This window comes from Candidatus Pelagibacter sp. RS39 (assembly GCF_002101315.1).
In the GTDB taxonomy this organism is placed as follows: Bacteria; Pseudomonadota; Alphaproteobacteria; order Pelagibacterales; family Pelagibacteraceae; genus Pelagibacter.
Genome location: NZ_CP020777.1, coordinates 82,039 through 100,632, shown reverse-complemented (window position 1 = coordinate 100,632; position 18,594 = coordinate 82,039). Strand labels below are relative to the sequence as shown.

Here is an 18,594-nt window from a genome sequence, read left to right as displayed (position 1 = left end):
AAAATGGTACCGCTTTATGAAAATATCCTCAAAAACCTACGATTTCATGAATTTTTTTTATTTTTTTTGAGGCAATTTCATTAGCTTTCTCGTATCCATCTTTAAGTATTTTTTCTAAAAAAACTTTATCATCTAATAGCTCTTTAATTTTTAATGAGATTGGATTAATTTCATTAACAACTATTTCTGATAATTTTTCTTTAAATTCTGAAAAATTTTTTCCAGCAAATTCATCAATCGTTTTTTGGAGTGTATTATTCATCAAACTTGAATAAATACCAATTAAATTTTTAGCCTCAGGTCTTTTGTCTAACTCTTCAATTTTACTAGGTAAAGGTAAAGTATCAGTTTTTGCTTTTTTAATTTTATTTATTATTTGATCTTTATCATCAGTTAAGTTTATTCTACTCAAGTCTGATACCTCTGATTTACTCATCTTTTTAAGACCATCCTTTAAACTCATAATTCTAGAAAATTCTTTTTTAATTAAAGGTTCAGGGACTATAAAAAAATTTTCGATTTTATAATCATTGTTAAATTTTTGAGCTATATCACGACATAACTCCAAGTGTTGTTTTTGGTCATCTCCAACGGGTACATGAGTTGAGTCATATAATAAAATATCAGCTGCCATTAAAACAGGATACGAATAAAGACCGATACTTGCTTTTTCTTTATCCTTGCCAGCTTTTTCCTTAAATTGAGTCATCCTATTTAGCCATCCCATTCTGGCAACACAGCTTAAAATCCACGCTGCCTCTGAGTGAGCGCTCACTTGAGATTGATTAAAAATTATACTTTTTTTAGGATCTATTCCACTAGCAACAAATGTAGCTACTGTCTCATGTATATTTGATTTTAAATCTTTTGGATTTTGGCTTACTGTTATTGCATGAAGGTCAACTACACAAAAGATACACTCATTTTGAATATCGTTATTTAAATCAACAAAGTTTTTTATGGCTCCTAAATAATTTCCTAAATGAAGATTTCCCGTAGGTTGAACACCGGAGAAAATTTTTTTTTTCATATTCTAATACTTTAATTTAATATCTTGGTAATTAAAAGCTTTGATAAAATATGACACTGCGAAATAAAAAATTATTGTGAATAAAACACATAATAATAAATAAGCAGACTTGAAGAAATAGGCATAACTCAATTGATTTTCAAATAATAAGATCAAGTATTGAAAGAAAATACCCATTATAATTGATGCAAAAATTATCTTAACAAATTGTTTAAAAAAAGTTTTGTTAAATTCAAATAAGTTATTATTTTTTAAATAAATAAATAATATTAAAGAATTAAACCATGAAGATATGGTCGTTGCTATAGGAATTATTATAAAACCAATATCTTTAAAAAAGTAAACACTTATTAAAATATTTAGCAAAACAGAAACTAAGGAAATATAAAATGGAGTTTTAGTATCTTGATTTGCAAAAAAAAATGTCGAAAAAACTTTTATTAATGCGAATGCTGGGAGTCCTAGACCAAAATAATAAAGTGCTTTTGATGCATTGAGAACAGATTCCATTGTAAAAGAACCATATCCAAATAGAGCTGAGATTATTTGTTCAGATCCTATAACCAACGCTACAGATGCAGGTATGCTTAAAAACATACTTAGCTCTAATGCTTTATTTTGAATTAATAATATTTTTTTCTTTTTTTTTTGATGAACATGCTTTGAAAGCTGAGGTAAAACAACAATGCCAATGGCTATTCCGGCTATAGCTAAATTAATCTGATATATCCTATCTGCATAATATAAGTATGATACAGCACTTGCCTGGAATGAAGCTATAATTGTTCCAACCAAAATATTTATTTGGGTAACTCCTGAAGAAAAAATACTAGGTAATAATTTTTTAAAAAAAATTTTTACTTTATTAGTAATTTTAAATTTAAGATCAAAATCTATAACATAATATTTTTTTACAAATCTATATAAAAAAATTAATTGCAATAATCCGGCCAAAGAAATTCCATAAGAAAGATAATAAATTAATTCATCACCTAAATATCTTCCAAATAATAAAATGAATATTAAAACTAAATTTAATACAATTGGCGCTGCTGAAGCAGCAGCAAATTTATTATGTGAATTCAAAATTGCACCAAAAAAAGAGGATAAACTTACGAATAATAAAAAAGGGAAGGTAATTCTTGTTAAAGTAGTTGCTAATTCAAATTTTTTAATATCTTCAACGAAGCCTGGGGCTATTAATCCTACAAAAATTGGCATGAAAATTTCAATTATGAGAACTAAAAAAAATAAAACTAAGAATAATAAATTAAAGACATCGTTGGCAAATTTATTTGATCTTGATTTATTTTTAACTAGTTCAGACATGTAGCTAGGCACAAAAGCTGAGTTGAAAGTTCCCTCAGCAAAAAGTCTTCTAAAAGTGTTCGGTATTCTAAATGCTACAAAAAAAGCATCCGCCAAAAAACTTGTTCCAAGAAAAATTGCTATTAAAACATCTCTCAAATATCCAAGTAATCTGCTGATAATAGTATAGAAACCAAAAGTCCCTGTTGACTTAACTAAATTCATAAATCATATTAGTCTTAAATTTACCTCATTTGTACACCTAATTAAGCTAAATGAAAAAAACTAAAATTGATCATTATACAGATAAAGAAGCTTTAGATTATCACCGTCATAATAAGCCAGGGAAGATTGAAATCTCATCCTCAAAAAACATGACTACAAAAAGAGACCTCGCTTTAGCTTATTCGCCAGGGGTAGCGGCACCAGTAAAAGCCATAAGTGAAAACCCAGAAACTGCGTTTGATTACACAAGTAAAGGAAACCTTGTTGCAGTAATAAGTAATGGTACCGCAATTTTAGGTATGGGTAACTTAGGAGCCTTAGCCTCAAAACCTGTTATGGAAGGAAAAGCAGTATTATTTAAAAGGTTTGCTGATATCGACTCAATAGATCTTGAAATTGATTCACAAGATCATAACGAGATAATCAATAGTATTAAAAATTTTGCTCCAAGTTTTGGGGGCATTAACTTAGAGGACATTGCAGCTCCCGATTGTTTTGTTATCGAGGAAAAACTAAAAGAAATTTTAGATATCCCTGTCTTTCATGACGATCAACATGGTACAGCGATTATAACTACAGCTGCATTAATTAATGCACTTGATATTACCAAAAAAAAAATTGACGAAGTAAAAATAGTTGTAAATGGTGCAGGAGCATCAGCAATGGCATGTGCAAATTTATTTAAAAAAACTGGTGTTCCTCAAAAAAATATTACCATGGTTGATAGAACGGGGGTGATTTACAGTGGAAGAGAAAATTTAAACCAGTGGAAATCAGCCCATGCTATTGAAACCAAACATCGAACTTTAAAAGATGCAATAAATAATGCAGATGTTTTTTTGGGTTTATCAGCAAAAGGTGCTTTGACAAAAGATATGGTTAAAACAATGGCGAAAAATCCTATCATATTTGCATGTGCAAATCCTGATCCAGAAATCAAACCAGAGGAAGTTGCAGAGGTAAGAAATGATGTCATCATGGCTACTGGAAGATCAGACTATCCAAACCAGGTAAATAATTTGATTGGCTTTCCTTACATTTTTAGAGGTGCATTAGATGTAAGATCCAAAACTATAAACGAGGAGATGAAAATTGCTGCAGCTCACGCGATCGCTAACCTAGCAAAAGAAGAGGTCCCAGATGAGGTTGTTGCTGCGATGGGAGGTGAAAGACCACATTATGGAAAAGATTATATAATTCCCTCAACATTTGACCCAAGACTAATAAGCGTAATTCCAGCTGCTGTAGCTAAAGCAGCGATAGATACTGGTGTTGCTAGAATTAATATAAAAGATTTTGATGACTACAAAGATCAATTAAGACAAAGATTAGACCCAACAGTTACGATCATGCAGGGAGTAAATACTTATATAAGGAAAAAACCAAAAAAAGTAATCTTTGCGGATGGTGAGGATGAAAATATGCTTAAAGCAGCAATAGCATTTAAAAACTCAAACTTAGGAATACCAATTTTAGTCGGCAAAGAAGATTTGATTAAAGATCAACTTAAAAAGATAGGTTACAGCGAAAATTTTGACATAGAAATTATTAATTCAAAAGATGATAAGAAAAGAGAGAAGTATACAAAATATCTTTTTGAAAAACTTCAAAGAAACAAAGGTATGCTAGAGCGTGATTGTGATCGTTTAGTAAGAAATGATAGAGTTGTTTGGTCATCTTGTATGGTAGCATGTAAGGATGCTGATGCAATGGTGACTGGAAATACTAGAAGATATTCTTCATCACTAGAAAAGATAACTCAAGTTGTAGATCCTAGAGCTGGGGAAATTATGTTCGGTCTTAACTTGATAGTTAATAGAGGAAAAACAATTTTTATATGTGATACCTCTGTCATTGAATATCCTGATGCAAATCAATTAGCAGAAATGGCTAAATCAGCTGCTAGAGTGGTTAGATTATTTGGATTTGATCCGAAAATCGCTTTCTTATCTCATTCTACTTTTGGAGAGCCAGCTACTGACAGAACAAAAAGGCTAAGCGATGCAGTTGAAATTTTAAAGAAAGATAAAGTTGATTTTAAATTTGATGGAGAAATGCAGCCAGACGTTGCGCTGGAAGAATTATATAAAGAACTTTATCCATTTTCAGAAATTGTAGGAAACTCAAATGTCTTGATAATGCCTAGCCAGCATAGTGCAGCCATTTCATACAAAATGATAAAATCAATGAGTAGAGCAAAAGTTATTGGACCTTTGTTAATTGGTTTGGGCCTTCCAATAGAGATTGCTCCTTTAAGAACTTCAACATCGGAAATTATTAATCTAGCATCTATTGCAGCATATTCTTCAGATGTAATTGATTATAAAAAAGATTAATTTTTTTGAATTCTTAAATCATCAACAATTAAAATACTTGCTATTACATCTTCAACATCTAAGATTTCTTTAGCCTCATTTACTACTAATTCTTTTTCATCAGATGTTAAAGCTATACCGTAAATATATATTTTTTTTTTATAGGTATCTATCTGGTAATTTGTTGCTTTTATTTCTTTATTCAAAATTAAAGCTGTCCTTAGTTGGGACGTAATCAAAATGTCTTTTGCAGATTGTTGAAAGTTAAATTTCTCCTTAATTTTTATATCATTTCTCACGGACCTGACTCCCTCTGTTTCCCAGGCCAATTTTGTTATTTGAAGTTTTTCTTCAGGGTCATCAACTTTACCGGTTAAAAATATTCTTCCATCAAGAACTTTTGATTTTATTGATAAAAAATATTTTTTATCCATTATTATTAATCTTGCTGATAAATTTTTTTGCATTATAGAGTCGTCAATTTGTGTTCCTAAAGATCGAGGATCTAAAGCAACTGATACTCCAGTACCAAAAATTCCCTTTGAGGAAACACCAACACATCCTGATAAAAAAAAAGTAATCAACAATAATATTGAAATTTTAAACTTCATTTTTTATTTTAAGACAAAAATTGTAAATTTTTTTTTTAGGAACGTTGCTGTTTTGAGAAATTACATTTACAATTTCTTTTATGCTTAGTTTATTAATCATTCCTTTTATATTGTTCTTATCTGATTCACTTAACAAAAGAGAATCTTTTTTTACCTTTTTTCTTTCAGATATCACAATAGTTAGCTCACCTTTTAAATCTTCATCGAAAGTCTTTAGATCATCCACCTTATATCTCAAATATTCTTCGTAAAATTTAGTCATTTCTCTACAAATCAAAATATCTCTCTCTGAAAAACTAGCTTTAATAAATGGAATAGCTTTATTTATTTTTCTTGATGAAATAAAAAAAACAATACTGGTGTCTAGTTGTGATAAAGATTTAAGATCATTTTTAATTTCTTTCAATTTTGATGGAAAAAAACCATAAAAAAAATATTTTTCAGAAAAACCACTAATTGATATAGCTGTACTGACCGCTGAAGGTCCTGGTAATGGATAAATATCAATTCTTTCTTTAACACATTGTCTTACTAATATGGCTCCTGGATCGGATATTCCTGGAGTGCCAGCATCAGATATCAGAGAGACAATTTTATCATTTCTCAAATGATTAATAATTTGAGGTAAATTTTTCTTTTCATTAAATTTGTGATTGGGTAACAATTTTGATTTAACACCGAACCTTTCCATCAATTTTCTCGAAATTCGAGTATCTTCACATAGAATAAAATCGGACTTTTTTAAAATTTCTATTGCTCGATAAGTAATATCTCCTAAATTTCCAATTGGAGTGGGTATTATATATAGACCTTTTTTAATTTGTTTGTTTTCAAATTTAAGATTTACAGTCATAATTATACAATACTAAAATTGTATAAATCATTAAATGAATAAATTTTTAAAAATTCTTTTTTCTGTATTTTTTTTGGTTTTATTATTTGGAACATCTATTTCATATTCTGAAGAAACAAAAATTAAGATTGGGGTATTAGCACCACTATCAGGAGAAAATGCGTCTTTAGGAAAGCAAATACTTAATTCAATAAGGATGGCTTTAATAGATATAAAAAATAATAATATAGAGATATATCCTAAAGACACCAGATCGGATCCTGAAATAACATTACGCTCAGCTTTAGAATTTGAGAAAATGGGTATATCACTGGTAATAGGTCCAGTTTTTCATAGAAATATATTATTTTTAAATAAAGTAAAAAGTATTACTTTTTTATCTTTAACAAACAAAACTTTAGATCTTCATCAAAATGTGATTAGCAGCGGAATAAACTCTTCTTCACAATTAAAAACTATTAAAAAATTTTTAGAGAAAAGTGAGATAAAAAAAACAATTTTTTTAATTCCAAATTTAAATTATGACTTAGAGATAAAAAAAGGAATTAGAGAGTCTAAGATAAAATTTTTTAAACGATACAACTATGATATTGACCCTACTAAGTTAACAAAACAAATAGAAAAAATCACAAACTATGGAATAAGAAAACAAAACTTATTAGATGAAATATTAAGGGTTGAAAAATCCGATGAACCAAATAAAGAAAAGATTATAGAAAATCTTGAAAAAAAATACACTCTTGGAAAAGTAAAGTTTGATTCTATTATAATTGCAGATTTTGATGAAAGTTTAAAAAGCGTTGTCACTTCATTGCTATATACAGATGTATCACCAAAAAATAAATTTATAATTACCTTAAATCAGTGGTTTGATGAAAGTTTACTAAAAGAAAAAAATTTACAACCAATTTATTATCCCTCTATTAACAAACAAAATTTAGATGATTTTACTAATAAATTTTTTAAAAAATTTAATTATAAACCAAGTTATCTATCTTTACTGAGCTATGATTTAATAGGATTAATATATTACCTATCATTAAAAAATGAAACTTTAGAAATAAGCAAATCATTCAAAACTCAAAATACATTTAAAGGAAAAATAGGAGTTTTTGAAATTAAAGATAATAAGATTAACCATCAATTAAATTTTTATGAAATTAATGATGGTAAACTTAAAGAAATTTTTTAATTTTTTTAAATGCAATTGATCTATGGTCAATTTTATATTTACTAGATAACTTCATTTCACCAAAAGTTTGTTTCTTTTTTTTGGGAATAAAAATTGGATCATATCCAAAACCATTTTTGCCTCTAATTTTATTTGAAATATAACCATCAATTTTTCCAACTACACTTGCAATTGTTTTGTCTAGATAACAAATCGACAATGCGCAAACAAATCTTGCTTTGATCCTTTTAGCTTTCCAATCTTTATCTTTCTTACTTAATTCTCTGTACACTCTTTTAATTGCTTTGCTAAAATCTCCTTTAGATCCCGCCCATCTGGCTGAAAAAATTCCAGGTTTTTTATTCAAGCAATCTATTTCAAGACCAGAGTCATCAGCAATACAAACTAAATTAGATTTTTTTGAGAAATACTTAGATTTAATTATTGAGTTTTCTTTAAATGTTTTTCCATTTTCAGCGGGGCTTTTAAGCTTAAAATCTGATGTAGAAAAAATTTTAATTGATTTTGGCAGTAAACCCTTAATTTCTTTAAGTTTTCCTTTGTTATTTGTGCCAATTAAAATTTTTGATATTTTTTTTTTTAACATCTAGAAATTCCTAAATTTCTTACCATATAAGCATCTATGGAAAAAGATCAAAAAGAAAATATTAAAAAAGAAAATCTAGCTAAAGAGGAAAATAATCAATCTCCTAAACCTCAGGATCAAACGAATGATCATAACAAAAAAGAGGAAGATGAAAAAAAAGAATTAACACCAGAAGAAAAGATTTTAGAGCTCGAAGATAAATTAGCTAGAACATTTGCTGAAATGGAAAATCAAAGAAGAAGGTTTGAGAAAGAGAAGGAGGATGCTTTTGAGTACGGTGGTTTTTCATTTGCTAAAGAAGCGCTTAGCCTTATAGATAATCTTGAAAGATCAAAAAATATTTTAGAGAGTGATGAGAAGTTGAAAGACTCTGAAGCACTTAAAAAAACTTTAGATCATTTTGATATAATTCATAAAGATTTAATATCCATATTTAACAAAAATGACATTAAGCAGATTGATAGTTTAAATAAAAAATTAGATCCAAACTTTCATCAAGCAATGATGGAAATTGAGGATGATACAAAAGAGCCAGGAACTATAATTCAAGAAATTCAAAAAGGTTTCACAATTAAAGATCGATTACTAAGACCCTCTTTAGTTGGCGTAGCTAAGAAAACTCAAAAAAAAACAGCTAAAACAGAGGAAACTAAAGAGAATTCGGAGACCAAATAATGATTAGAACAGCTTGTAGAATTGAAAATAACACTTATATGACGAGGAGAATTAATAATTATGAGTAAAATTATTGGAATAGATTTAGGAACTACTAACTCTTGTGTAGCTATAATGGAAGGTAGCCAAGCAAAAGTTTTAGAAAATGCAGAAGGTGCAAGGACAACACCATCTGTTGTAGCCTTTACTGAGGAAAAAGAAAAATTAATAGGACAGCCAGCTAAGAGACAAGCTGTAACTAATCCTGAAAATACTATTTTTGCAGTTAAAAGATTAATTGGAAGAAACTTTGATGACCCAACTGTTAAAAAAGATATAGAAGCAGCTCCATTCAAGATTGTTAATTCAGAAAAAGGAGATGCGTGGATAGAGTCTAAAGGAGAAAAATACTCTCCATCTCAAATTTCAGCTTTTATTTTACAAAAAATGAAAGAAACAGCAGAAAAATATTTAGGCCAAGCTGTTACAAAAGCTGTGATTACTGTGCCTGCCTACTTTAATGACGCTCAAAGGCAAGCAACAAAAGATGCTGGTAAAATTGCAGGTCTAGAAGTTTTAAGAATTATAAATGAACCAACTGCTGCATCATTAGCTTATGGTTTAGATAAAAAACAAAATAAAAAAATTGCAGTTTATGACCTAGGTGGCGGAACATTTGATGTTTCGATACTTGAACTTGGTGATGGAGTTTTTGAAGTTAAATCAACTAACGGAGACACATTTTTAGGTGGTGAAGATTTTGATAATTCTGTAGTGGAATATTTAATTGCGGAGTTTAAAAAAGATAATGGGATAGATTTAAAATCAGATAAGCTTGCTCTTCAAAGATTAAAAGAAGCCGCTGAGAAAGCTAAAATTGAATTATCTTCAGCTGAACAAACTGATATAAATTTACCGTTTATCACGGCTGACAAAACAGGTCCAAAACATATCAATTTAAAACTTACAAGAGCAAAATTAGAAGCACTAGTTGAAGATCTTATAGCAAGAACAATGCCACCTTGTAAAACAGCATTAAAAGATGCTGGTATCACAGCAAATGAAATTGACGAAGTTGTAATGGTTGGTGGAATGACAAGAATGCCAAAAGTAATTGAGGAAGTTAAGAATTTCTTTGGAAAAGAACCCAATAAAAGTGTTAACCCTGACGAAGTTGTGGCTATGGGTGCTGCAATTCAAGCAGGTGTTCTTCAAGGAGATGTGAAAGATGTATTATTATTAGATGTAACACCTCTCTCTCTTGGAATTGAAACTTTAGGTGGAGTGTCTACAAAGTTAATTGAAAAAAATACAACAATACCTACAAAAAAAAGCCAAGTATTTTCAACTGCTGAAGATAATCAACCTGCTGTTTCTATTAGGGTATTACAAGGTGAAAGAGAGATGGCGGCTGATAATAAAATTTTAGGAAACTTTGAGCTTGTTGGAATTGCGCCAGCTCCTAGAGGTGTTCCTCAAATTGAAGTTACATTTGATATCGATGCAAATGGTATTGTTAATGTTTCAGCAAAAGACAAGGGTACTGGTAAAGAACAGAAAATTCAAATTCAAGCTTCAGGTGGTTTAAGTGATGAAGAAATTGAAAAAATGGTAAAAGATGCTGAAGCCAATAAAGATGCTGACAAAAAGAAAAGAGAGTCGGTAGATGTTAGAAATCAAGCAGACACCTTAATACACTCTACGGACAAAAATCTTAAAGAACACGGTTCTAAGGTATCTGAAGCTGACAAAAAAGCTATTGAAGATGCTTCAAGTCAACTGAAAGAAGCTCTTAAAGGTGAAAACACAGACGATATCAAGAAGAAAACTGAGGCATTAGTTCAAGCTTCGATGAAACTTGGAGAGGCAATATATAAATCACAACAAAATACAAAACCAGATTCTAATAAAGATGATGGTAAAGATGATAAAGGAAAAAAAGATGATAATGTTGTTGATGCTGATTTTGAGGAAGTAAAAGACGAGAATAAAGAAAAGAGCGCTTAACATACATTTATCTGTCCGGGGTATTAAATGGCAAAAAGAGATTATTATGACGTCCTCGGCGTAAATAAAAGCGCATCCCCTGAAGAGTTAAAATCTGCATATAGAAAGTTAGCTGTAAAATATCATCCAGATAAAAATCCAGGCGACAAGGGAGCTGAGGAAAAATTTAAAGAAGCAAGTGAAGCCTACGGCATTCTATCCGATAAATCTAAAAAAGAAAATTACGATAATTTTGGTCATGCTGCCTTTGAAAATGGTGGCGGTGGACAAAGTGGATTTGGAGGTTTTGGGGGTTTTAGTGGTGCAGATTTTTCAGACATATTTGAGGATTTTTTTGGCGACTTTGGTGGTGGAAGAAGAAGTTCTAGAGGAAGAAACTCAAATAATAGAGGCTCAGATCTAAGATATGATTTATCGATTACTTTAGAAGAAGCTTACGCGGGAAAAAAGCAAAATATACAATTTTCGACGTCGGAAAAATGTAACACATGTAAGGGAAATGGATCTAAGCCTGGATCTAGCCCTGACAGATGTACTTACTGTGGAGGAAACGGTAGAGTTAGATCTAATCAAGGTTTTTTTACAGTTCAACAAACCTGTCCTCAATGTGCTGGAAGCGGAGAGGAAATAACCAATCCTTGCTCAGACTGTAATGGACAAGGAAATACTCAAACCTCAAAAAAAGTATCTGTCACAATACCAAAAGGGGTTGATGATGGAACAAGAATTAGACTTGCTGGGAAAGGTGAAGCAGGAACTAGAGGGGGTGCTAGTGGTGATTTATATTTATTTATTAATGTAAAATCTCACGAGTTATTTAAAAGATCAGATGTAAACTTATTCTTTGAATTTCCAATTTCAATAGCAGATGCAGCACTTGGTACAACAATAGAAATACCAACAATAGATGGTAAAAAAGCAAAAATAAAAATACCTGATGGAACTCAAGATGGTAAACAATTTAGGTTGAAAGGCAAAGGAATGCCTTTTATGCGTAGAGGAGATTTTGGGGATTTGTATGTGCAAATTAAAACTGAAGTTCCAGTATATTTAAACAAAGAACAAAGAAGTCTTTTAGAAAAATTCAGGGAAATAGAAAACGATAAATCTAATCCAAGTATCAAAAAATTTTTTCAAAAAGCAAAAGATTTTTGGAAAAGTTAATAAATTCAACTTTAGTTCATCAAAAAAAAAATTTAAGTTGAAATAATTAATACCTAGTTTAATAAATAAATATGATTATCTGGATTGCCTCATATCCAAAAAGTGGAAATACTTGGGTTAGATCTTTTATAACGGCTTATTATTTTTGCGAAAACGGAATTTTTGATATTAATAAACTAAATTTAATAGAAGATTATCCAAATAAACAATTTTTTAAAGAAAAGGTCAAACAAGGTGAAATTCATAAACACTGGGAAACTTCACAAAAAGATATTCGTGACCAAAAAAAAGTGAAGTTTTTAAAAACGCACAATTCTTTAATTACTGCTTTTGGAAACGACTTTACAAAGCCAGAATACACCTTGGGAGTTATTTATGTCATTAGAGATCCAAGAAATGTAATCACTTCAGTAAAAAATCATAATGATTTTGGCTCATATGACCAAGCACTCAAGTTTATGCAAGATGAAAATAAAGTATTAGAAGACTATCCACATCTAAAAAACTATGCAAAAACAAATATTGTCAACTCTTGGAGAATTAACTACCGATCTTGGCTAAGTAATAAGTCTTTTAGAAGAGTTACAATTAGATACGAGGATATGGTTAAAAATCCAACTCAAACTTTTGAAAAACTAGTTGTTTTTGTTAATACCTTAATGAGATTTGATAATAAAATTGATCAAAAAAAACTTAATAATGCTGTTGATACGACTAACTTTAAAAGTTTACAAAACATAGAAAATGCGGGTAAGTTTGGTGAAAACGTATATTCTTTAAAAGACAATAGAAAAATTAAATTCTTTTATCAAGGGCCAGAAAATGACTGGAAGAAAAATCTTGATGAAAACATGATAAAAAAAATGAATGAATATTACCGAGATGATTTAAAATTCTTTCAATATGAAAACTAAAAAAATAAATTTAACAATTACAGGATGTCTGGGTAGAATGGGACAGCAATTAATCAAATCTGCAAGTAAAGATAAAAGATTTAAAATTAACAGTCTCACAGAAAATAAGTTACAAAGAAAAAAAATCATTGGTATTTTACCAAAATTAAATAGTTCTGAAGCCTTTAAGAAAAGTGACGTTATAATAGATTTCACAATTCCAAAATGTACACTTGAAGTTCTTAATATTGCTGCCAAACAAAAAAAAAGAGTGATAATTGGGACTACAGGTTTTTCTTTAAAAGAGGAAAATATAATAAAAAAAATTTCAAAAAAAATTCCAATTCTCAAAGCTGGAAATATGAGTCTTGGCATTAATCTTTTGATGTATTTAACTGAGATTGCATCAAAATCTCTAGGTAATAATTTTCTAAGTAAAGTTTTTGAAGCTCATCATAAATTTAAAAAAGATCATCCTTCTGGTACAGCATTAATGTTAGGTCAGGGCATCGCAATAGGAAAAAACAAAAATTTCTATGGAATTATGGGTAAAAAATATCTTAATAAAAAGAAATTTCCTTATGGAAAAAGAATAAATTTTAATTCAGTTAGAAAAGGTAAAATTATTGGTGAACATGAGGTTTTATTTTCCAGTGGAAAAGAGATAATAAGACTTAATCATGAAGCATTTGATAGAGCACTTTACTCTGAAGGTGCGCTAACAGCTGCTAGTTGGTTAATAAGAAAAAAACCTGGTTTATATTCAATGAGAGACTTAATGAATTTCAAATAATGAATGAAATTCAAAGAGCAAAAATAATACTTAAGATACTAAATAAAACATATCCAAGTATAAAAGTTCCACTCAAAAGTCGGAATGTATTCACTCTTTTAATATCTGTTCTTCTTTCTGCTCAATGTACAGATGTAAATGTAAATAATGTGACTAAAAATATTTATCCAAAATATCATAAACCAGAACACTTTGTTAAATTAGGAAGAAAAAAAATAGAAACTTTAATTAAAAAAATCGGTATTTTTAGGATTAAAGCAAAGAGTATTTACAATTTGTCAAAAATACTGGTCAGAGATTATAAGGGCAAGGTACCCAAAACTTTTGAGGAACTTGAAAAATTACCAGGCGTAGGACATAAAACTGCTAGCGTAGTGATGTCCCAAGGTTTTGGTCATCCTGCTTTTCCTATTGATACCCACATCCATAGATTAGCCCAGAGATGGGGGTTAACAAATGGAAAAAATGTTGTTCAAACAGAAAATGATTTAAAAAGATTGTTTCCTAAAAAATATTGGAACAAATTACATTTACAAATAATTTATTACGGTAGAGAATATTGTAAGGCAAGAGATTGTTATGGATTAAGTTGTAAAATTTGTACTTCTTGCTATCCTAATCGAAAAAAACCATTTTTTGCAAAAAAACCTTAATGAAAATATTAGGAATTGGAAATGCTATTGTTGATGTGCTCTGTAAAGTATCAGATGAATTTTTATTAGAACATTCATTAACAAAGAGCACTATGAAGTTAATAGATGAAGGAGAATTTAAAAAATTACTTACATCACTAAAAATTGAGGAAACTATTTCAGGCGGATCTGTTGCTAATTCAATAGTTGGCTTATCTCAATTAGGAAATCAAGTGGGATTTATTGGAAAAGTTAGCGACGACGAACTTGGTCAAAAATATGAAAATGGTTTAAAAAAAGAAAAAGTAAAATATTTATATAAAAAAAAACAAGAAGAAATACCTACTGGATCTTGTTTAATTTTAATAACACCTGACTCTGAAAGAACAATGTGCACATTTCTTGGTACCGCTGGTAAGATTAATGATAATGATATTAAAGAAGAAGATGTAAAAAATTCAGAGATGGTTTTTTTGGAAGGTTATTTATGGGATGAAGGTGATCCAAAGAAAGCTTTTGATAAAGCTATCGTTCATTCAAAAAAAGCTGCTATGTCACTATCAGATCTTTTTTGTGTAGAAAGACATAAGCCACATTTTTTGGAATTAGTTAAAAATAAATTGGATATTATTTTTGCAAACGAACAAGAAATATTATCTTTAATTGACGCAAAAACATTTGAGGAAGCCGTATCATTCTCAAAAGAAATTAAAAAAAATATGATAATTACTAGGGGTGAAAAAGGTGCAGTTTCAATAAACAAGGATCAAGTTGTGGAGGTAAATGCCCAATTTAATTTAAATATAAAAGATTTAACTGGAGCTGGGGATTTATTTGCTGCAGGATATCTTCATGGTGTAATTAACCAATTAAATGTTAAAGAGTGTTTGATCAAAGGAACGGAATTATCCTCAAAGATTATTCAAAAAATAGGTGCGAGAATTTAATAACTAATCTATCGAATAACCATTACTAGTATTTAAGATAAAATTTTCATTTCCAAAAGTTTCTTTCATTTTTTTCCTTAATCTGTAAATATGTGTTTCAACAGTATGTGTTTCTAGATCTGGTGAATAATCCCAGACCATTTTTTGCAATTCTTTAATCGTTACATTTTTTTTGTCTTTGATAAAGATTATTAAATTTGTTTCTCTTTCTGTTAAATTTAAACTTTTATTTCCATGAGAAATTTTTCTAGAGTTTAAATCTAGATTATATTCACCAATATTTATATATGATTGATCTGAAAATTTATTTTTTAAAAAATTTATATTAATCATTTCAATAAGCTTTTCGAATTTAATTGGTATATTTTCCAAGATTAAACTATTCTTAATTCCTTCAATTTTTTTTTTTGAAATAATCAAATAGTTATTTTTGGGATCATACTTTAGATCTTTTAAATCCTTACTGTTAAATTGAGTAATCTCAAAATTTAAGCCTTCGCTGATTTCATTTAATATTTGGTATAAAATTTGATATTCATATATTATTAAAATTCGAGAGTTCATTTTTTTAAAATATGATAATTATTGTCAAAAATAAAGACACACTTTTAATTGATGATTTTAAATTTAAGTGTTGTATTGGAAAAAAGGGATTTTCTAATAAAAAGGTTGAGGGTGATTTAACAACTCCAAAAGGGATATTCAATTTAGGAAATATTTATTACAGGTCAGATAGAGTACAAAAACCTTTTTCAAAACTAAAATCAATATCTATTAAAAAAAATATGGGATGGTGCGATGACCCTAACAGCAAATTTTATAATAAATTAATAAAGATAAAAAAAAATCTTAAAATAAGTCACGAGAAATTATACCGTAAAGATCATAAGTATGATTTTTTTATTTTAATAAAATATAATTATAAAAATCCAATAAAACTAAAAGGAAGTGCTATTTTTTTACATTTAACAAAAAATTACTTACCAACAAAGGGATGTATTGCATTGTGTAAAAAAGATTTTTTAATTCTAGCCAAGTTGATAAATAAAAAGATAAGAATTAAAATTAATTAGTTCTTCTTCCAAATATACCTGTACCAATTCTTAAATATGTTGATCCATACTCTAAAGCACCCAAATAATCATTGGTCATACCCATACTAATTTCAGGAAGTTTAATTTTACTATTTAAATTAAATAATTCTTTAAAGAATAACTTTGGATCTTGATTGTCTGGTGGAATACACATGGTTCCTACAATATCTAGTTTCAATGATAAACAACTTTTGTAAAACACTTCTAAATCATTAGGCTCTATTCCAGATTTTTGTTTTTCACCACCTAAATTAATCTGAATAAACATTTTAATTTTTTTATTTTTTTTATGAATTTCATTTGCTAATTTATTTGCAAGCTTGAGATTATCCAAAGAGTGAATGTAATCGAAGATATCAACTGCAAACTTAGCTTTGTTTGTTTGCAACTTTCCTAACATGTGTAATTTTACGTTCTTATATTTTTCTTTAAGTTTGGGCCACTTTAATAAAGCCTCTTGAACTTTATTTTCACCAAAATCAAGATGGCCATAATCTAATAAAGGCAAAATATCTTGCTCTTTAAAAGTTTTTGATACAGCAATCACTTTTGGATTATATTGATCTAAGGATAATGAATTAATTTTATTCTTAATTTTATTATTTATTTCAATTAAATTGCTTTCAGTATGATGCATATAAATAACTTAAAAAAATACTACTTTATAAATGAGTTTGATTACACTCACTTAATAAATTTAAATAAAAATATATCTTTTATATGGAGAAATAAAGATAAAGAAACCTCAATAAAGACTTTAATTGAATTACGTGATTTCTGTAAAAAAAATCAAAGATGTTTTTATATCAGTAATGATATCAAATTGGCTAGAAAATTGGATGCAGATGGAGTTTATATCTCGTCTTCTAACAAAAATTTAAACCTAAAAACTACCACTTCAAAAAAAAAATTTAGGATTTTAGGATCAGCACATAATCTTAAAGAAATAAAAATAAAAGAATTACAAAAAACTGAGGAAATTTTTTTATCTCCTTTATTTAAAAAAAAAACAAATCAACAATTAAATATTTTTAGATATTTAAAACTAAGAGCGACTACAAAAATGAATGATATTTCTTTGGGTGGTATTAACAATAAAAATTTAAAAAAGCTTAATATGATTAAACCTTTTGGTTTTGCAGGGATTTCTTATTTTGAATAAAAAAAAAGGCCCCTATTTCTAGGGGCCTTAATATAAATTAACTAATCAGATGATTAGAATGCAAACGAGATATTAAAGATAGAAGCTTCAACATCAGCTGCTGAAGTTGATCCACCTTTATTCTCAAGTTTGTTGAAACCACCAGCCATTGAGATAGATCCCATTGTGTATGATGCCATAACTCCTGAGTTTTTCTCATCTTCTGCAGTACCGTCAAACTCGATGCTTTGTTGACCAGCTGATACAGATAACTGATCATTAACAGCTATTGATATACCAACATGTGTTGCATCTTGGTCAGTTGATCCAGTTGCTTCGTAGTCTACTTTTGTCATTTGGTAAGCAGCAGTCATTGAACCCATAGTGTATTTAATACCTAGAGTGTCGTTTTCTGCTTCATCACCGTCATCAAAGTAACCAGCGCTTAATTCTAAACCATCCATTAAGCCGCTGTAAACGATTGCAAGACCAGTTTCTGCTGTTTTACCAGCTGCTGGTTCTGGGTTGTAAGATGCTGACAATGCTGCATTACCTACAGTTATGTCATAACCCCACTGACCAGATTGGTTGTTACCTGAAGCATCAATCAAACCACTGTCAGTAGCGTCTGTTGCTTCGTATACTGGTGTGTAAGCAGTTGGAACGATGTCTTTAAGTTTATCAACACCACTTCCTGAGCTTGATGCACCTGAGAATGATAATGTACCCATATCACCCATACCTAGTTTTAGATTGTAGTCATCATAGTTACCACCATCTAACTCATAGTAAACTGATACAGTCATACCATTGTCTAAGTCTCCACCACCATTAAACTTAACGCTATCTCCCATAGCCCATGGGTTAACGTCTGAGTTGGTGCTAAGACCTGTGTAAGATAAAGATGCAGAACCACTTACGCTCATTTCGCCAGCAACAGAAGCTGTTGAAACAAGAGTAGTAGCTAAAGCAGTTAATCCTACTTTTTTTAAGTTGTTCATAAATATACTCCTTTTTTATAATTAATTATAAACAGGGTATATTTAGCAAAAAACAGCCATTTAATTATATATTTGTGTAATTTTAACAATAAATTTTTATCAGTGTTGTATTTTTGCATCACTTTTTGCATGTATTTTAGGGCTTTAA

The 18,594-nt window shown here is 29.2% G+C and carries 19 protein-coding genes; 11 read left to right on the top strand and 8 right to left on the bottom strand.

Annotated features, from left to right (window positions below):
• Positions 1 to 28: 28 nt before the first annotated feature.
• Both trpS and murJ read right to left on the bottom strand, forming a co-directional pair.
• Positions 29 to 1,030, bottom strand: a complete 1,002-nt coding sequence (gene trpS, locus B5L73_RS00585; protein ID WP_085146777.1) for a tryptophan--tRNA ligase — start codon at positions 1,028 to 1,030, stop codon at positions 29 to 31.
• A gap of 3 nt (positions 1,031 to 1,033) precedes the next feature.
• Positions 1,034 to 2,563 (bottom strand): murein biosynthesis integral membrane protein MurJ, encoded by a 1,530-nt coding sequence (murJ, locus tag B5L73_RS00580; protein ID WP_085146775.1) that lies wholly within the window; start codon positions 2,561 to 2,563, stop codon positions 1,034 to 1,036.
• 50 nt (positions 2,564 to 2,613) lie between these two features.
• Between murJ and B5L73_RS06530 the strand changes: the two genes are divergently transcribed.
• The gene (locus B5L73_RS06530) at positions 2,614 to 4,899 is read left to right on the top strand and encodes an NADP-dependent malic enzyme (protein WP_085146773.1); all 2,286 of its coding nucleotides are present in this window, start codon (positions 2,614 to 2,616) and stop codon (positions 4,897 to 4,899) included.
• Here the strand turns inward: B5L73_RS06530 and B5L73_RS00570 are convergent.
• Positions 4,896 to 5,489, bottom strand: a complete 594-nt coding sequence (locus B5L73_RS00570) for a BON domain-containing protein (RefSeq protein ID WP_085146771.1) — start codon at positions 5,487 to 5,489, stop codon at positions 4,896 to 4,898. The genes B5L73_RS06530 and B5L73_RS00570 overlap by 4 nt on opposite strands.
• Positions 5,479 to 6,342, bottom strand: coding sequence for a 16S rRNA (cytidine(1402)-2'-O)-methyltransferase (gene rsmI, locus B5L73_RS00565; RefSeq protein WP_085146769.1), 864 nt, complete (start codon positions 6,340 to 6,342; stop codon positions 5,479 to 5,481). The genes B5L73_RS00570 and rsmI overlap by 11 nt, the downstream gene beginning before the upstream one ends.
• A 34-nt stretch (positions 6,343 to 6,376) precedes the next feature.
• Here rsmI and B5L73_RS00560 point away from each other — a divergent pair, with 34 nt between their 5' ends.
• Complete coding sequence (locus B5L73_RS00560) at positions 6,377 to 7,534, top strand: ABC transporter substrate-binding protein (RefSeq protein WP_085146767.1); 1,158 nt, start codon at positions 6,377 to 6,379, stop codon at positions 7,532 to 7,534.
• On the opposite strand, the gene rdgB is transcribed toward B5L73_RS00560, so the two are convergent.
• Positions 7,518 to 8,120 carry an RdgB/HAM1 family non-canonical purine NTP pyrophosphatase gene (gene rdgB / locus B5L73_RS00555; RefSeq protein WP_085146766.1) on the bottom strand — a complete coding sequence of 201 codons (603 nt, stop codon included), beginning with the start codon at positions 8,118 to 8,120 and terminating at the stop codon, positions 7,518 to 7,520. The genes B5L73_RS00560 and rdgB overlap by 17 nt on opposite strands.
• Positions 8,121 to 8,156: 36 nt before the next feature.
• On the opposite strand from rdgB, the gene B5L73_RS00550 reads away from it, so the two are divergent.
• From B5L73_RS00550 to B5L73_RS00520, 7 genes are all read left to right on the top strand, one after another.
• Positions 8,157 to 8,795 carry a nucleotide exchange factor GrpE gene (locus B5L73_RS00550; RefSeq protein WP_085146764.1) on the top strand — a complete coding sequence of 213 codons (639 nt, stop codon included), beginning with the start codon at positions 8,157 to 8,159 and terminating at the stop codon, positions 8,793 to 8,795.
• Between the two features lie 60 nt (positions 8,796 to 8,855).
• The gene (gene dnaK / locus B5L73_RS00545) at positions 8,856 to 10,781 is read left to right on the top strand and encodes a molecular chaperone DnaK (RefSeq protein WP_085146762.1); all 1,926 of its coding nucleotides are present in this window, start codon (positions 8,856 to 8,858) and stop codon (positions 10,779 to 10,781) included.
• 27 nt (positions 10,782 to 10,808) lie between these two features.
• Complete coding sequence (dnaJ, locus tag B5L73_RS00540) at positions 10,809 to 11,945, top strand: molecular chaperone DnaJ (RefSeq protein ID WP_085146760.1); 1,137 nt, start codon at positions 10,809 to 10,811, stop codon at positions 11,943 to 11,945.
• A 71-nt stretch (positions 11,946 to 12,016) separates the two neighbouring features.
• Complete coding sequence (locus tag B5L73_RS00535; RefSeq protein ID WP_085146758.1) at positions 12,017 to 12,859, top strand: sulfotransferase domain-containing protein; 843 nt, start codon at positions 12,017 to 12,019, stop codon at positions 12,857 to 12,859.
• Positions 12,849 to 13,631 carry a 4-hydroxy-tetrahydrodipicolinate reductase gene (gene dapB / locus B5L73_RS00530; RefSeq protein ID WP_085146756.1) on the top strand — a complete coding sequence of 261 codons (783 nt, stop codon included), beginning with the start codon at positions 12,849 to 12,851 and terminating at the stop codon, positions 13,629 to 13,631. The genes B5L73_RS00535 and dapB overlap by 11 nt, the downstream gene beginning before the upstream one ends.
• Complete coding sequence (gene nth, locus B5L73_RS00525) at positions 13,631 to 14,284, top strand: endonuclease III (RefSeq protein ID WP_085149545.1); 654 nt, start codon at positions 13,631 to 13,633, stop codon at positions 14,282 to 14,284. Before dapB ends, nth begins: the two co-directional genes overlap by 1 nt.
• Positions 14,284 to 15,210, top strand: coding sequence for an adenosine kinase (locus B5L73_RS00520; RefSeq protein WP_085146754.1), 927 nt, complete (start codon positions 14,284 to 14,286; stop codon positions 15,208 to 15,210). The genes nth and B5L73_RS00520 overlap by 1 nt, the downstream gene beginning before the upstream one ends.
• 3 nt (positions 15,211 to 15,213) lie before the next feature.
• On the opposite strand, the gene B5L73_RS00515 is transcribed toward B5L73_RS00520, so the two are convergent.
• Complete coding sequence (locus B5L73_RS00515; RefSeq protein ID WP_085146751.1) at positions 15,214 to 15,774, bottom strand: winged helix-turn-helix domain-containing protein; 561 nt, start codon at positions 15,772 to 15,774, stop codon at positions 15,214 to 15,216.
• 11 nt (positions 15,775 to 15,785) lie between these two features.
• Here B5L73_RS00515 and B5L73_RS00510 point away from each other — a divergent pair, with 11 nt between their 5' ends.
• Positions 15,786 to 16,283, top strand: a complete 498-nt coding sequence (locus B5L73_RS00510) for a L,D-transpeptidase family protein (protein WP_085146749.1) — start codon at positions 15,786 to 15,788, stop codon at positions 16,281 to 16,283.
• Here the strand turns inward: B5L73_RS00510 and B5L73_RS00505 are convergent.
• Positions 16,276 to 16,941, bottom strand: coding sequence for a YggS family pyridoxal phosphate-dependent enzyme (locus B5L73_RS00505; RefSeq protein WP_085146747.1), 666 nt, complete (start codon positions 16,939 to 16,941; stop codon positions 16,276 to 16,278). The genes B5L73_RS00510 and B5L73_RS00505 overlap by 8 nt on opposite strands.
• Between B5L73_RS00505 and B5L73_RS00500 the strand changes: the two genes are divergently transcribed.
• The gene (locus B5L73_RS00500) at positions 16,933 to 17,466 is read left to right on the top strand and encodes a thiamine phosphate synthase (protein ID WP_085146745.1); all 534 of its coding nucleotides are present in this window, start codon (positions 16,933 to 16,935) and stop codon (positions 17,464 to 17,466) included. The two genes, B5L73_RS00505 and B5L73_RS00500, sit on opposite strands and share 9 nt — an antisense overlap.
• Before the next feature lie 53 nt (positions 17,467 to 17,519).
• On the opposite strand, the gene B5L73_RS00495 is transcribed toward B5L73_RS00500, so the two are convergent.
• Positions 17,520 to 18,446: a hypothetical protein gene (locus B5L73_RS00495; protein WP_085146743.1), complete on the bottom strand. Its 927-nt coding sequence runs from the start codon at positions 18,444 to 18,446 to the stop codon at positions 17,520 to 17,522.
• Positions 18,447 to 18,594 lie beyond the last annotated feature (148 nt).

Bases quoted from the DNA above. Each gene is read 5' to 3' on its own strand.
- B5L73_RS00500 (WP_085146745.1), top strand. From the start codon at position 16,933: ATGATGCATATAAATAACTTAAAAAAATACTACTTTATAAATGAGTTT.
- B5L73_RS00510 (WP_085146749.1), top strand. From the start codon at position 15,786: ATGATAATTATTGTCAAAAATAAAGACACACTTTTAATTGATGATTTT.
- dnaK (WP_085146762.1), top strand. From the start codon at position 8,856: ATGAGTAAAATTATTGGAATAGATTTAGGAACTACTAACTCTTGTGTA.
- dapB (WP_085146756.1), top strand. From the start codon at position 12,849: ATGAAAACTAAAAAAATAAATTTAACAATTACAGGATGTCTGGGTAGA.
- nth (WP_085149545.1), top strand. From the start codon at position 13,631: ATGAATGAAATTCAAAGAGCAAAAATAATACTTAAGATACTAAATAAA.
- rsmI (WP_085146769.1), bottom strand. From the start codon at position 6,342: ATGACTGTAAATCTTAAATTTGAAAACAAACAAATTAAAAAAGGTCTA.
- murJ (WP_085146775.1), bottom strand. From the start codon at position 2,563: ATGAATTTAGTTAAGTCAACAGGGACTTTTGGTTTCTATACTATTATC.
- dnaJ (WP_085146760.1), top strand. From the start codon at position 10,809: ATGGCAAAAAGAGATTATTATGACGTCCTCGGCGTAAATAAAAGCGCA.
- B5L73_RS00535 (WP_085146758.1), top strand. From the start codon at position 12,017: ATGATTATCTGGATTGCCTCATATCCAAAAAGTGGAAATACTTGGGTT.
- trpS (WP_085146777.1), bottom strand. From the start codon at position 1,030: ATGAAAAAAAAAATTTTCTCCGGTGTTCAACCTACGGGAAATCTTCAT.
- B5L73_RS00520 (WP_085146754.1), top strand. From the start codon at position 14,284: ATGAAAATATTAGGAATTGGAAATGCTATTGTTGATGTGCTCTGTAAA.
- B5L73_RS00570 (WP_085146771.1), bottom strand. From the start codon at position 5,489: ATGAAGTTTAAAATTTCAATATTATTGTTGATTACTTTTTTTTTATCA.
- B5L73_RS00560 (WP_085146767.1), top strand. From the start codon at position 6,377: ATGAATAAATTTTTAAAAATTCTTTTTTCTGTATTTTTTTTGGTTTTA.
- B5L73_RS00550 (WP_085146764.1), top strand. From the start codon at position 8,157: ATGGAAAAAGATCAAAAAGAAAATATTAAAAAAGAAAATCTAGCTAAA.
- rdgB (WP_085146766.1), bottom strand. From the start codon at position 8,120: ATGTTAAAAAAAAAAATATCAAAAATTTTAATTGGCACAAATAACAAA.
- B5L73_RS06530 (WP_085146773.1), top strand. From the start codon at position 2,614: ATGAAAAAAACTAAAATTGATCATTATACAGATAAAGAAGCTTTAGAT.
- B5L73_RS00515 (WP_085146751.1), bottom strand. From the start codon at position 15,774: ATGAACTCTCGAATTTTAATAATATATGAATATCAAATTTTATACCAA.
- B5L73_RS00495 (WP_085146743.1), bottom strand. From the start codon at position 18,446: ATGAACAACTTAAAAAAAGTAGGATTAACTGCTTTAGCTACTACTCTT.
- B5L73_RS00505 (WP_085146747.1), bottom strand. From the start codon at position 16,941: ATGCATCATACTGAAAGCAATTTAATTGAAATAAATAATAAAATTAAG.